Here is a 14,187-nt window from a genome sequence, read left to right as displayed (position 1 = left end):
CGGAAAAATGATTCAATACGGATAAATTTATCCCTGTGGTTTTAAATATTTGCATGTTTATAAGGCTGAAAACTGACAAGCTATGTACGAAAGGAAATTACCCATACAAGAGGAATGCGGGCTTGACCTGATACGCGAAGTGATATTTGGCAAGTGGAAGATCCACCTGTTATACTACATATCGCAGGGTATCAGCAGGCCGGGACTGTTACAAAAAAACATTCCCGAAGCATCACGCCGGGTTTTAAATATTCAGCTAAAGCAACTGGAGGATGACGAGTTGGTGGCAAAAACGGTATACGACCAGCAACCGCCCAAAGTAGAGTATTACTTAACAGAACTGGGCAAATCAATAATGCCCATTGTAAATGAACTGGGGCAATGGGGCGATACTAACAGCGAGCACCTGCGCCGGGTGATCAAAAAGCGGCTGGTATTGCCCGAAATTTAACAGGTGTTTAAAAGCTGCCCGTGTCCCTGCGGGCAGCCGGAAAATATAGGGGGACTAAAAAGCTATAGTATATTGAAAGTTAATTACCCCGCTGCGGGTTAGGCCATCGGGCCGTTCCTTGCGTACAATAAACGGCGTGCCTACAACTATCTCAAACTGGTTGGCGTTTTTAAATCGTTTTGTTGCTACAATGCTGCCGTTAAGTGTAAGCCCGCGTGAACCATCAATAAATGTTTTATCACCAAACCGGTTTTCGTAGGTATCATTGCCCACGTGATAAATTCCTGATATACTTGGCTTAAGCGTAATGGATGATTGCGGTAAATAAATATAATACCCGATCCGGGCTAACAGATCACTCTTTCGTCTGAAATTGTTGGTAGGCGCAAACTTCAATGCCCTTGGGTCGCTGTACTCATCAGGAAAATAAGTGCTTTTGTTCACCTGGATCACCGGTACCTGTACCGCGGCATCAAATTCCCATTTGCGGTTTACAATATAGTTTACACCGCCTATGGCATCATAAGTACCTATGCTGGCCTGGTAATCTAAGGGCAGTGGTTTCCCTTCGGCGTTTTTAGCGTTACCATAGGTTAAGGGTACTTTTATACCGCCAATAAAATTGAGGCTGTTTACCTTGCTTACTTGCGGCGAATAGTTAAGCGTTGTATAAACATCGTCGGGATTAAAAGTATTCCCTAAAAAGCCTGTAGCATAAGTACCCGTAATTTTTGATTGAAAGGCAAAACGATTGTTGAATTTTGCCTGGTACTCGATGTAGCCATTAACAGTACTTGTTTTTTGCTCCCCAAGCCCATAGTTAATACCAAAGGCAATACTTTGGTTTTTCTTTACGGTGGTAGCTGAATCATCATCGGTAAGATGGTTTTTTAATGAACCAAGGCTGCAAAAACCGGCATCACTACAGCCCTGCGCAAAACTTTTAACCGATATAGCCATAGCTATAAAACATATATATAGATATTTCATGAACTCTGTTTGTTAAAAGGTAAGTTGCGTGTAACCGAATAGATGGTTGTACTGCTGACAAAAGATCAATGCGTAGGTGTAGTCTTTAGGATCGACACCGGTAGGGATATCATAAACCTGGTTGCCGCTTGTTGACTTTAAGGAGCCAAGATTTACAAAATGTGCCGGATTTTGCTCCTTGCTGATATAAACTTTAAGATCCGGCCCGTTACTGGTGTTGAAATTTTCGAGGGCGAATTGATACTTGCCATCGGTAAGATAAACGCGTGCGCTGCCTGTTACGGCACCATAAGGGCCATTGCTAAAACCGCCGCTGCTACTTTGTGGTGCTGATACCGTAGGGTCGATTTTTTCATTGAGTGCCGCCGTTGGTGTGCTTTCTTTTTTACAACTGGTTGCAGCACCGGCTATCAATAAAATTAACAGGCAGGCCCCGGTAAGTTTCATCATTTTCATAATGTGTTGATTAAAGGTTTCCGGCTTAGTCGGCCCGGAGCAGGAAACCTTACAACCGAAGTAACAATAATATTACTCTTAATGCGGGTATAAAAAATGTTGAATTGTTGAATAGTTAAGTATAGTTTTTATCTATAGGTAATTATTTATCCAGTTGTTCATCAATCAGGTGCTGCAATTCATTTTTAAATTCATCATCAAGTTTGATGTTTTCGGCATCATGATGATGGAAAATGTTTTTCACCATACGGTTAATTGCGATACTTTGCTGTTGAAACACCCGGCAAACTTTACAGCCTGCCAGGTGGATCTTTAATTCCAGCTTTTCGCGAAGGGTGATTTCGCCTATGTCCTGCTTCTCGATCAAGTAAGTAGCCTTTTTGCAGTTGTAGGCTATTTTAGTTAATTCGTCCATATCCAATTAGTTTAAATCCAGTTTTTTTGAAGGCATTCCCTCAGGCTTAGTTTGGCGCGGTGAATAATTACCCAAAAGTTTGATGGGCTTATCCTCAGGTCGTTGCAAATGGTATCCGTGTGTTCGTCGTCCAGGTGTTTCATGGTGAAAACCGAAAGCCAGAGCGAGGGTAGCTTCGCCAGGCATTTTTGCAGTATCAATTCAAATTCCTTGCTTTCGAGATGATCGGTTTGTTCGATGCCAAATTCTGCAGGCCTGTGATCGGGCTTCCAGTTATTGGCATCCGGTTCAAAAAAATCGTCGGTTTCTTGTTCGGCAAATGTTACTCCCGCTTCTTTAACAAAGGCCGATGCTTTTTTGCGGTAAACATCAATGATCTTGTTTTTTAAAATAGCGGTAAGCCAGGTGCGTTCGGTACTTTTGCCTTCAAATTTTTGCAGCCGTTCCAATGCAGCCAAAAAGGTTTCCTGTATAAGGTCGCGGGCTAATTCTTCATCATTGATACGGGTAAGGGCATATTTATAAAGATAATCGGCATGCCGCGCTACCCAAACATGCGGATCGGTCATGTTATCAAGGTTTTTATCGTTGCTGTTTTGACTTTGCATAAATCAATGTGCTGGTAAGGGTTTGCGTAAAAGTTTATCGCCCATGCTGTCGTTTTGTTGTTTTGATTTGTGCTTTAGTCGGGGAGGGGATGGAATCCTTACAGAATTTTTTTATTTTTTTTGAAGAGGAATTGAATGAAATAATGTGACCAAGAAATTCAATTAATTCTTTAATTCGATAAATTCCGGTTCAGACTAACTTCAGACAATTGAATGACAGAAATACTTTAATTACCCTGTAAGGTTTTCCGTACGTATCCGACAAAGGGGGTATGAAAAAGATAAATCTGTTTATAATACCATTTATATTATTGGCACTTAATGCTTGCAGTCAAAGCGCTCCGCATGCCGATAAAACAGTTGATACTAAAACATATCCCCAGGCCAAACCTGCCAGTTACTGGAAACAGGTGTTAACGCCGGAGGCTTATGAGATATTGGTAAATAAGGGCACCGAACAGCCTTACCATAACCCTTACTGGAACAATCATGAAAAAGGGATGTATGTAAGTGCGGCTACCGGTAAACCATTGTTTAGTTCGGATGCCAAGTTTGAATCCGGCACGGGTTGGCCAAGCTTTTTTAAACCTGTTGATCCTAAAGCTATAAAAATTGTAAAGGATACATCGTACGGGATGGTGCGTGAAGAGGTAGTTGAAGCCAGCACTGGTTTGCACCTGGGGCACGTTTTTAATGATGGTCCGGCACCTACAGGCAAGCGCTATTGCATGGATTCATATGCCTTTAAGTTTGTTCCGGCTAAATAATTAAACCATTAAATTGAAATCATCATGTTAACAAAAAAGTTGAATATATGCCTGCTTGGCCTGCTGATACTATTTGGCTGTGCCAATGCACAAACCGCCGGGAACGGCTTTGCAAGCCTGCCTGCCCCAAAGGCCGGTGAAAAGGTTGCCACTTTTGCAGGTGGCTGTTTCTGGAGTCTTTCGGAAGGTTTGTATGAATTGAAGGGTGTTAATAAAGTGGTGGCCGGTTATGCCGGCGGTACAACCAAAAATCCATCGTATGAGGATGTTTGCGGTAAAAATACCGGCCATGCCGAATCGGTGCAGGTGTATTATAATCCTGCTGAAATAAGCTATGCTGCTTTAGCCGAAGCGTTTTTTTATGCTCATGATCCAACTACTGTCAACAGGCAAGGCCCGGATGTTGGTGATGATTACCGCTCGGTAGCTTTTTACCGTACACCCGAAGAAAAGAAAACGCTGGAAAGTGTAATAGCTAAAGTGAACGCGGGTCATCATTACAGCAGCCCTGTTGTTACGCAGGTTGTTCCGTTTAAAGTATTGTATCCTGCCGAAAGTTATCACCAGGGGTATTACAGGCTGCATATGGATAACCCGTATATCAGCCATGTTTCGGTACCTAAAGTATTGAAACTGCGTAAAGCGATGAACAGCCTGCTGAAACCCGAGTTTCAGCATAAAGATCCGAGTTAAGTGTGAATGTTGTGTTTGGTTGCCCGGTTGTCCTCATTGTTTATTTTGAGGCAACCGGCACCAAATAGCTAAAAGCGTGTTACATTCATAACATCAATTAAAATTTATGAATAACTGGAACTTAAAAGATAAAAAGGCATTAGTTACCGGCGGATCAAAGGGAATTGGCAAGGCCGTAGTTGCCGAGCTTGTTGCTTTAGGCGCCGAAGTTTTATTTACCGGCCGTAATGAAACCGACTTGTTTAATACTGAGCAGGAATTTAAACAACAAGGCGGCAGGGTTACCGCCATATCGGGTGATGTTGCTGATGCAGCCGCTCAAAACAGAATAGTTGAATGGATTGCCCAACATTGGGGCAAGCTGGATATATTGATAAATAACGCCGGTATTAATATCAGGAAGGCATCGCATGAGTATAGTGTTGACGAGTACAATAAGGTAATTGGCATTAATATGCTTGCACCTTTTGAGCTATGCCGTTTGTTGTTCTCATTATTGCAAAAAGGCAATAAAGCTGCTGTAGTTAATATAGCATCGGTTGCCGGTTCTTATGATGTAGGCACCGGGGCGCCTTATGGCATGGCTAAGGCCGGCATGATCCAGATGGGGCGTAACCTGGCATCGGAGTGGGCGGCTTATGGCATCAGGGTAAATACGGTGTCGCCATGGTTTACTTATACGCCACTAACCAAAGGTTTATTATCCAATCCCGAAAAACTGGATAAGATCATTTCCCGTACCCCTTTAAGGCGGATAGCTGAAGATAATGAAGTTGCTGCGGCCGTAGCTTTTTTGGTTATGGATAAAGCATCATACATAACCGGCCAAAACCTGGCTGTTGACGGCGGTATAACTGCCAGTCTTTTATAAAAGCAGAAATAAATACAGATACACTAAAAAAAACAAACAACCCAATGGTAAAATTTGCATTGCTGGCCAGGCTTGAAGCCAAACCAGGTAAAGAACAGGAAGTGGCCGACTTTATAACAAGCGCGCTGCCGCTTGCCGAACAGGAACCGGATACTGTAAGCTGGTATGCGCTGAAGATAGGCCCCTCAACCTTCGGTATTTTTGATACGTTTGAAACAGAAGCAGGTCGCGAAGCACATTTAGGCGGTGAGATTGCTAAGGCCCTGATGGCGAAAGCGCCTGAATTACTTGCCTCAGCCCCGGTAATTGAAAAGGTAGATTTGCTGGCTGTGAAGTAGTTTTATACGTAGAATCCAGACTTACGAAGTTTTCAAAACTTCGTAAGTCTTTAACACGTCATTGCGAGGCACGAAGCAATCCCCGATTTGCAGAGACGCTCTGTATAGTTTGGGATTGCTTCGTGCCTCGCAATGACGATTTTTATATTTGTGCTTTTGGAAAAAAGCAAAGAGCCTTCTCCAATAATATAAACTTATACCTTTTTAAAGCCCATGATCTTAAAGTTGCTCACCAGTACTTTTGATCCGTTTTTATATTGCATTGGGGCACTTATGTAAAGGTTTTTGGCTGTTGTAGGCATAAAGGCCATTGTATCAGCCAGTTTGGTTTGATCGAGATAAACTACCATGCGGTCGCCGTCAACAACTAATGATACGTGCATTTTGCGGTTGGTAAATGTTGTCAGGTCAAACGTGCTGTTAAGGTATTTGCTCAGGAACTCACTGTTTACAGATACATCATTATCGTTATAATATTTAAGTGTAACATAGGCGCCTCCGCTGCTGATATAGTCACGAACACTGTTATCGGTCACAAAACCAAAATTAACCGGGTAGATATCCCGGATCTGATCGGCAGCGGCAAGGATGTCAAATTCAACGGTGAAATGTTTTGGGTAGAAAAGTTGTTTAGTAAACTTATAGGTGGCATTATCAGCCAAAGCTAACCATTTACCGCTTTCGCCGCCGACTGAAACTACAGTAGCTGCCCCATTTGTTTTAAATGTTTTTGTTGAAGAGCCAACTGGCACGGCTGAAAAATCTTCGGCGAATAATACAGTATCTCCCGGAACAAAATCAAATCCGGTATTGATAATTATTTTATTACTCTTAGGTGCGCCGGAAGATGATGATGACGAAGAAGAAGATGATGAGGTTTTTTTATCAAAAGCATCGCTGGCTTTTTGGGCTGCTTTGTCTTTTGCTTTTTGTAACAGGCTTCCAAATTGTGCATTGGCATTAAAGCCTGTGATTAAACCGGCTGTGGTTAACAGGCTGAGCAGGAGTTTTTTATGCTTCATATAGATATAATGTTTAAGTTTCAATTGCAATAAACAAAGAATATTATAAACTGTTTGTTAATTTTATTCACAATTGTTATACAATAGTTAATATATCTGTTAATGAAGGTAATAATATCCTGTAGTTATAAACTACAGGCATAGTCGTCCGAAGTCAGGAGAGTTCGGACAGCGTGATTAATTCGATGCCTGTTTATTTCAGTTCAAGCTCCATTTGGATATTGGCGCGTTCATATGGTGAAGGCCTGCCTGCTACCTTCACAAAGCCCAGTTTATGATACAGGCTGATGGCCGGTTTTAAAATGGTATTACTCTCCAGGTAAAGTTTATGGCCGCCCAATGCCTTTGCCTTTTCAATAATTGAGCGCCCCAATAAAAAACCTATGTTTTTCCCCTGCGCCTTTGGTGAAACCGCCATTTTAGCAAGCTCAAAATCATACTCCGGGTCATTCATTTTTAACAGTGCACATACACCAACGGGCTCATTGTTATAAAGGGCAACCAATATATGGCCACCGTTATTGATGATATAGCTATCGGCATTATCAAGGGCTTTATAATCGGCCTCTTCCATTTTGAAGTATGTGGAGATCCACTCTTCATTTAACGCTTTAAAAGCCGTGGCATAGCGTGGTTCATAAGGCACTATGCGTACTTTGTTGCTCTCCCTTATTTTTTGATGTTCCTGCACCCGGCGCAGTAATGTTTTTTGCTCCAACAGATATTCCCACTCCTCAATGGCTTTCCACAGGTCATGATTGGCCTGGGCCAAAAGTTCTTCTACAGCGCCGGTAACGTCGGCATACTGGTCCTGGATTTTTGAACCTGCTTCACGCCCTTTGGCCGACAGGCTTACCATATTGCGCCTGCCATCAGCTTTATCTTTTTTCTCGGTAACAAAACCCCCCTTCACCATTTCGCCAATGATCTTGCTTACTGAAGGGTGCGAGTGACCAATCTCTTTGGCAATTGATGTAATGGTGAATTCGCCGCCATCCTGTAATATATAAAAAACCGGGAACCATTTAGGTTGAAAATCGATATCATATAATTTATAGATCCGGGCAGCATCTTCGCCAATAGTTTCGTTAAGCATCCTGAGCCTGCTGCCTATGGCCATTTTACCTACTTTATTAAAAAAATCCATATAATAAGTAATTAATTATGTAACTGATTACGCAAATATATAATGCGATTTTAAAAACTACAAGCCGCTCATTATAAATGAATGTCATATGCAGTTCATAAAGTTAAAGTCAACGGGAGTGATTTTATTTAATAGCTGTTCAAAAAGTTTTCAAAACTGAAAAGCCGGACTAAACAGCCCGGCTTTGCCTTGTAAAATTTTCAATATTATACTAATGCTTTCCCCATCAACGGGTCACTAAAGCTTGATTTGCCTGTTTCTACCCGGCCTGCAAAGCGTTTTGCAAAGCTTTCAAATCCCTCAACTTTCGTACTGAAATCATACCAGCCATGACTTTTATTTAAGCTTAAAGCGATGGTGGTGCTTGCACCTGCTTTTACAGGTATTTTATGATCTCCGGTTTTATAACCACGGTCGGCTACTGTAATGGTTTGTGCTTTGTTGGTATGGTTGGTTAGTTTCAGGCTAACATTACCGGTTAGTTTGCCGGCAACCTGCTCATATTCGCAAACAATATCAACCATTGGATCGGCGGCGTTGCCCTGGTATTCGCGGAAGAAGCCGTTAGGACCATAGGTACGCAAATGGTATTCGCCGTTTTCAAACTCGTGTAAAGGCCATACATCAGCCAGGGTATCTCCGGCTTTAACGGTATAAGCCCAGGTGCGCAGGTCTTCCATTTTCTGTGGATCGGCCATGGTTGCGTATTTGCCGGGAGCATATACGTTAAATGGTGAGCCTAACGCTTTAACACCAAAAGCCTTGTTACTTGCAGTAAATTTAATTTCGAACGATTTTTTATCAGCACTCAGTTTACCATCTGCATATAACTGGTAGGGCAGTGCCGATGATGGCTTGATCCCTTTTTCCTGTTGCGGCATATATGGCGATGAATGCGGATCTTTATTGATCTGCACAATTTCATCGGCAGTAAGCAGCTTATAATCTGAGGGAAGTTTTTTGAATTGTGCTTTGTGGATGCTTTCTAAAAATGCTTCTCTGGCAACAAACTCAGGGTTTTCGATCTTCTCGCCGTTGTACGGGCGAAAAACACTTGAAAGGTCACCGCAAACGGTACGGCGCCACTCGCTGATATTTGGCTCGGTTACTTTTTTACCGGTTTTGCGGCTTAAAAAGTTCTCTAAAAATTGCAGTGTTGAGGTGTGGTCAAATACTTCGGAGTTCACCCAGCCGCCCCGGCTCCATGGTGAAGCAATTACCAAGGGAACACGGAAACCTAAGCCTATCGAGCTTTCGCGGTCAAATACTTCGGGGAAGTTGTTGCGGGCTTTTTCCTGTTCTAAAGTAACAAATTCAACGCTTGGGTCAATTCCTTCAGATACCTTACCAGTACCCGGTTTATGAGGATTTGGCGCAGTGAACGGAGGCACGTGGTCAAAGTAACCATCGTTTTCATCGTATGCTAAAATGAAAACCGTCTTTTTCCAAACCTCAGGGTTTTGTGTAAGGATGTCCAGTACTTCGGATACATACCATGCGCCATACCAGGCCGAACTTGGGTGATCAGAAAAATGCTCAGGGGCTGATAACCAGCTTACAGTTGGTAATTGACCGCCTTTTACATCGGCACGGAATTGGTGCAACACATCGCCTTTGGGTACAAGCACTTCGCGATCGGTACCATCGTCATTATATTTCAGCGGACTTAAAGTACGGTAATGCGGGTCGTTGGTATTGGTTACAAAACCTTTTTGGTGCAAGTTTTTTTCGCGTTGTGACAGGCTTGCAAATTTACCCGGATCAAGGCTTGCCATATCCTTTTTGGTGTTTTCCAGGTCGCGCTGCTTTTGCTTAAGTTGCTTTTGCAAATGGTCGATATGCGCATCGCCGGCAGGCAAAGCAGCAATTTGCTTTTCAAGGGCTGCTATTTCATCAGGCAAAACAGTTGATTTTTTTTGCAGATGGGCTATATGCTTATCGTACAATTTAATGTTATACTGACCAAAAAACTCCAGCGGGTTATCCTGGAAATTTGACAGCCACGGATCTTCTTCGCCCTCTAAGCCGGTATCAATGGCAATTTCGTTTTGATAATGTTTCCATGATATGTTATGATCTTCCAAACGCTCGGGGAAGGTAGCCCAATTCAGGGTGCCATAATCCATATCATCGTTCCAAACGTGTGCAAGGGAGTTTTCATGCTGCTCGGCACGGACGGTACCGCTCCAGAAATATAGCCTGTTTGGGTTGGTGCCTGTTAATGATGAGCAAAAATTTTGATCACAAACGGTAAATGCGTCGGCCAATGCATAGTAAAAAGGAATATCCTCACGGTTGTGGAAACCCATGGTTAAAGGCATGTTTGAGTATTCCCTGATACTGTTACGTTTAACGTTAAGCCATTGGTCAAACTTACCATCGTTACGGGCATTTACCTGGTTGGCCCATGAATGCGGTAATGAGCTCATCCAGGTTGCCTTGGTATTTTTGATATCAAGATGGAAAGGGGCGTAGGTTTCGCCTTTTTTGTTTGACTGCAGCCAAACCTTATTTTTATTTGGCAGATCGATAGCGCGCGGGTCGTTATAACCGCGTACCCCTTTAAGCATCCCGTAAGTATGATCAAACGAGCGGTTTTCCTGCATCAGGATCACGATATGCTCAGCATCCATATAGGTGCTGCCCGGTGCCGGGTTAATGGCCATTGCTTTTTGAATAGATTCGGGTAAAACGCTGGCGAGACCGGCTGCTCCGGTTAATAACGCCGCTTTTTTAAGAAAATCTCTCCTTGAATCAGACATGTGTATTTGTTTTTAGTTCATGGTCTATGGTTCATAGATCATGGTTGTTTTATTTTTTGTCGATGGCAAATGAACGATAGATCATGTTTCTTAGTTTTAAAATCTATGATCCATGAACTATCAACCACGATCTAACTGTCCTTCCGCTGCGCAATTACCTGCTCACAAAGACCAAATGACAGTGTCATGCCGTTACCGCCAAGACCATTGATGAGGGTTACACCGGGCTCAATATCTACTATCAGTTCGGATGCGCCGTTGGTCATTTTAGGATAGATCCCATGCCATGACTGCAGCATTTTCCAGTCTTTAAAATTGGCGAATGTATGTAAGTATTCGATTATCAAATTATTAATAAATTCCTTATCGAAAGGGTCATGAACCAGGCCATATTCGTGCGAATCGCCGATGGTAAGCTCACCGCTTCCGTTTTGTGATACCATTACGTGGATCCCCCATTTCAGGTGCGTAGCATATTGCTCTTCATAGCGCTTGCGTAAAGCAGGCAATGAAGCCGCCGTCTGGAAGCCAGGGTAGTGGATCATAGATAAGCCACCGCATAATGACGGACCAATGCGCCATTCATCAGGTTGGGTAACCAATCGCATCATTTGCAGCTTGCATTTGGTAATTTGCGTTTGGGCAAATAGTTCGGGATATAGTGTTTCAAAATCGGCCCCGCTGCAAACATAGATCTCGTCGGCTTCCCAGCTTTGAGTGCCAGCGCTTACTTTTGGATGTTCAATACAGCTAATGGCAGTGTTCCAATGAAATTCAACGCCAAATTTATCGGCAAGGTATTGGGCTACTTGTCCAACAGCCACACGCGATTCAATGATCATTTCATCACCGCTCCATAACGCGCCTTTTAAGCCATCGGTATTTACGGCGGGAGATTTGCTTAGGGTTGCACGCGGATCAAGTACTGCACAATCACGGTATTGATGGTTTACTTCAACATATTCCTCAATGGCCTGCAATTCATCGTCATGATAGGCAAGGTGTAATGAGCCAACTTCATCATGCCAGATGTTGGCTTCGGCGCAAACTGTTTTCCAAATGCTTTTTGACAGCATGGCGCGCTCATACATTGGCCCGGTAGCCTGGCCTATAGGCCACACCATGCCAAAGTTACGGATTGAAGCGCCTACGGCACGTTCGTTACGCTCAAATACGGTTACCTTGTAGCCGCGAATGGCCAAAGCACGGGCTGTAGCCAAACCTACTATGCCTGCGCCTATGATTATTGCACTCTTATTATTGTTCATTGGTTCAATAGTTCATTTGTTCACTGGTATCGAAATTTTAATACCTTGATTTTATTTAGGTGACGGGATTAAGGCTTAACGTCTGTTCCCCGCTATCTTCGTCTTCACTCAACTTTTTTTTATCACGTGAAGCGCTTTGCAAAAAGTAGATGAGTGACAGCGCACCGCAAACGGCGCCCACCAGTGCTACTATCATTACGCCCTCCTGGAAAAAGGCACCCCAGCTGATTGACGGCCTGCCAAGCTCTTTTACCAGTAAAACGCTTACGCTGCCCAGGTAACCCATCGAATCGGCAACGTACATGATAAAGCCCACATTACTTTTGTAGTGGAACGAGGCTATCATCCGTTCAAAAAATATGGCGTTGTAGGGCACATAGCCCAGGTACAGGCCAAGGCCTACGCAGGTCATCCATGAAGTTGGGCTCATCATTTTAAGGGTAAACATGATGGTTGATACACCTACCAGTACACAGCCGCCAATGATCATTAAATGAATAATGCTGAAGGCACGGAGGTTTTTACGTACCAGGATTAGCAGGCTCATGGCTACCAATACTACCAGCGAAATTTTAATATCAGTAGTGGTAAAAACGCTGTTATCCTTAACGCCAAGACTGGCCCAGATCTCCACCTCAAAATTATCACGCACATCGCGCATAATGGTGAGCAGTACATAAACAATGAGGGTGAGTATAATACCCGGTAAAAAGCGGATGATGAATTGTTTACGCTCAGAGGCATTCATCGGCGTACGTTCGGCCCTTAAGCGCTTATCTTCTTCGGTAGGCGGAGGGATAAGTTCCATGCATCCCACAAAAAATAAAAGGGGTAAAGCGAATAATGCCCCGGTTAAAAAGGGCATAAAATATTCATTTACATGAAATACATCTATCAGGTTCTTCCCCTTGGTTTTTACAAAGCCCGATGCAAAAATAAGGCTGATGGATAATACCGATGCCATAAATTCGGTTGAGCGGCGGCCTTCGAGATAGCCGAACACTAAGCCCCAAATAAGCCCCAGTGGAAAACCGTTTATGAAAAGGAACATAATACCCCATGGAGCAGGTACAAAGGCAAAAGCAAGCAGGGCTGCCCAGGCTATGCCTATCAACGTTAAAATATAACGAGCGCGGTTTTTGCTGTTTACTTCGGCTATGAATTTTATACCATAAAATTTGCTGGCCATATAGCCTATAACCTGCGCTATAACCAGCCAAACTTTATAGTTAATATGAAAATACTCGTGGCCGGTAAAGGTACCTGCTGCAAATGCCTTCCGAAATGCATACATAGAGGTATACGTTCCGAAGGCCGAAACCGCTGCCAAAACTGAGATCAGTGCGTAAGGCCATTGGGCTACTTTTGCACGTAAGCTTTCAATCAGCCTCATAAAAATACAACTAATTTTGTGCTCATAATAATAAACATAATTGTTTAGCAATACTAAACTTTTTTTATTAAGATTAAACTAAATTAGTGTTAAGGTTGTGTGAAGAAGAGAGTGGTTGATTAGGTGAGTAGTGGTTAGTTTTCATTTTTATAACCCAACCCAAGCGCGTATAATGCGTCTCTGCATTGAAAAACCATTCACCTAATCAACTTAATAAACTACACACCATCCTACTTCTTTTCTTCAAAAAAATAAATCACCAGCATGCTGGCTGTAGCATCACCTGTGTTTTTTGGGGTATGTGGTATGCGCCCGTCAAAAAGCATGCTATCGCCCTGGTTAAGGGTTATGATATCATCATTAAACTGGTAGGCTATCTGGCCTGCCAATATATATTTATATTCAAATGCCTCGGTTTCAACAAGCGGACGCGTGGCATCCGGTTCAAGCTCAAGTATTACAATATCAACAGTACTCTGGCTTATTGATTGTGTAAAGATGCGCTGGTAATGAAAACCATCCGCATGTTCTTTTTCAAAATGATCGTATTCGTGTTTGCGCTTTACCAAAATCGGTAGATGGTCACTTTTGGAACGCATATCTTTAAAAAACTCATTCAAATCTATCTCCAGTGCTTTAATAATATCTATCAGCACAATGAGTGAGGGGATAGTGCGGCTATTTTCAATTTGTGAGATCAGGCCTTTACTTACGTTGGCCCTTACGGCAAGTTCCTGTACAGTTATATTTTTTTCGCGGCGGCGTTCCTTTATCCGGTTACTGATCTGTATCAGTATGTCTTCTTCCATTTATAGCAGTTTATTAGGTGTGCAAAGTAATTAATCGGGTTATTTATCCAAAATGATTTTTTTGTTACCATAGTATATAAGTATCACGATGTTTACCTTTTACGAACAAAAGGTGTTTTAGTTTAAATAGTTATGTGGTGGTACTTGTGTTAACAAATTCTTAAATGTAAGTACCTGTGCCTATAATTCATAAACAT

Annotated in this window: 15 protein-coding genes; 5 read left to right on the top strand and 10 right to left on the bottom strand. The window is 42.7% G+C overall.

What is annotated here, in order from left to right; all coding sequences use genetic code 11:
- The first annotated feature begins 82 nt into the window (after positions 1–82).
- The gene (locus tag ACFFGT_RS16255; protein ID WP_377023578.1) at positions 83–451 is read left to right on the top strand and encodes a winged helix-turn-helix transcriptional regulator; all 369 of its coding nucleotides are present in this window, start codon (positions 83–85) and stop codon (positions 449–451) included.
- A 54-nt stretch (positions 452–505) separates the two neighbouring features.
- On the opposite strand, the gene ACFFGT_RS16250 is transcribed toward ACFFGT_RS16255, so the two are convergent.
- From ACFFGT_RS16250 to ACFFGT_RS16235, 4 genes are all read right to left on the bottom strand, one after another.
- A complete protein-coding gene (locus ACFFGT_RS16250) occupies positions 506–1,441 on the bottom strand; it encodes a hypothetical protein (protein WP_377023577.1) in 936 nt (311 codons plus the stop codon).
- Positions 1,442–1,453: 12 nt separating this feature from the next.
- Positions 1,454–1,897: a DM13 domain-containing protein gene (locus ACFFGT_RS16245; protein WP_377023576.1), complete on the bottom strand. Its 444-nt coding sequence runs from the start codon at positions 1,895–1,897 to the stop codon at positions 1,454–1,456.
- A gap of 142 nt (positions 1,898–2,039) precedes the next feature.
- Complete coding sequence (locus ACFFGT_RS16240; RefSeq protein ID WP_377023575.1) at positions 2,040–2,312, bottom strand: hypothetical protein; 273 nt, start codon at positions 2,310–2,312, stop codon at positions 2,040–2,042.
- Positions 2,313–2,323: 11 nt separating this feature from the next.
- Complete coding sequence (locus ACFFGT_RS16235) at positions 2,324–2,920, bottom strand: sigma-70 family RNA polymerase sigma factor (RefSeq protein ID WP_377023574.1); 597 nt, start codon at positions 2,918–2,920, stop codon at positions 2,324–2,326.
- Between the two features lie 272 nt (positions 2,921–3,192).
- Here ACFFGT_RS16235 and msrB point away from each other — a divergent pair, with 272 nt between their 5' ends.
- The 4 genes from msrB (at position 3,193) to ACFFGT_RS16215 (ending at position 5,589) form a co-directional block, all read left to right on the top strand.
- Positions 3,193–3,687 carry a peptide-methionine (R)-S-oxide reductase MsrB gene (gene msrB / locus ACFFGT_RS16230; RefSeq protein ID WP_377023573.1) on the top strand — a complete coding sequence of 165 codons (495 nt, stop codon included), beginning with the start codon at positions 3,193–3,195 and terminating at the stop codon, positions 3,685–3,687.
- 24 nt (positions 3,688–3,711) lie between these two features.
- Positions 3,712–4,380 carry a peptide-methionine (S)-S-oxide reductase MsrA gene (msrA, locus tag ACFFGT_RS16225; RefSeq protein WP_377023572.1) on the top strand — a complete coding sequence of 223 codons (669 nt, stop codon included), beginning with the start codon at positions 3,712–3,714 and terminating at the stop codon, positions 4,378–4,380.
- A gap of 106 nt (positions 4,381–4,486) precedes the next feature.
- Positions 4,487–5,251, top strand: coding sequence for an SDR family oxidoreductase (locus ACFFGT_RS16220; RefSeq protein WP_377023571.1), 765 nt, complete (start codon positions 4,487–4,489; stop codon positions 5,249–5,251).
- Positions 5,252–5,295: 44 nt separating this feature from the next.
- Positions 5,296–5,589: a putative quinol monooxygenase gene (locus ACFFGT_RS16215; protein ID WP_377023570.1), complete on the top strand. Its 294-nt coding sequence runs from the start codon at positions 5,296–5,298 to the stop codon at positions 5,587–5,589.
- A gap of 194 nt (positions 5,590–5,783) precedes the next feature.
- Here the strand turns inward: ACFFGT_RS16215 and ACFFGT_RS16210 are convergent, their stop codons facing one another.
- The 6 genes from ACFFGT_RS16210 to ACFFGT_RS16185 all read right to left on the bottom strand — a co-directional run bounded on the left by ACFFGT_RS16210 (position 5,784) and on the right by ACFFGT_RS16185 (position 13,990).
- On the bottom strand, positions 5,784–6,611 hold the full coding sequence (locus ACFFGT_RS16210; RefSeq protein WP_377023569.1) for a hypothetical protein: 828 nt from the start codon (positions 6,609–6,611) through the stop codon (positions 5,784–5,786).
- A gap of 193 nt (positions 6,612–6,804) precedes the next feature.
- Complete coding sequence (locus ACFFGT_RS16205) at positions 6,805–7,758, bottom strand: bifunctional helix-turn-helix transcriptional regulator/GNAT family N-acetyltransferase (RefSeq protein WP_377023568.1); 954 nt, start codon at positions 7,756–7,758, stop codon at positions 6,805–6,807.
- 206 nt (positions 7,759–7,964) lie between these two features.
- Positions 7,965–10,520 (bottom strand): phosphocholine-specific phospholipase C, encoded by a 2,556-nt coding sequence (locus ACFFGT_RS16200; protein ID WP_377023567.1) that lies wholly within the window; start codon positions 10,518–10,520, stop codon positions 7,965–7,967.
- A gap of 131 nt (positions 10,521–10,651) precedes the next feature.
- A complete protein-coding gene (locus ACFFGT_RS16195; protein ID WP_377023566.1) occupies positions 10,652–11,788 on the bottom strand; it encodes a TIGR03364 family FAD-dependent oxidoreductase in 1,137 nt (378 codons plus the stop codon).
- Between the two features lie 55 nt (positions 11,789–11,843).
- The gene (locus ACFFGT_RS16190; RefSeq protein ID WP_377023565.1) at positions 11,844–13,181 is read right to left on the bottom strand and encodes a DUF5690 family protein; all 1,338 of its coding nucleotides are present in this window, start codon (positions 13,179–13,181) and stop codon (positions 11,844–11,846) included.
- 230 nt (positions 13,182–13,411) lie between these two features.
- Complete coding sequence (locus ACFFGT_RS16185) at positions 13,412–13,990, bottom strand: helix-turn-helix domain-containing protein (RefSeq protein ID WP_377023564.1); 579 nt, start codon at positions 13,988–13,990, stop codon at positions 13,412–13,414.
- Positions 13,991–14,187: the final 197 nt, after the last annotated feature.

It is taken from the genome of Mucilaginibacter angelicae (assembly GCF_042434235.1).
Classification (GTDB): Bacteria; Bacteroidota; Bacteroidia; order Sphingobacteriales; family Sphingobacteriaceae; genus Mucilaginibacter; species Mucilaginibacter angelicae.
The sequence above is the reverse complement of the archived record's forward strand: the minus strand, read 5'-3'. Positions and strand labels throughout refer to the sequence as shown.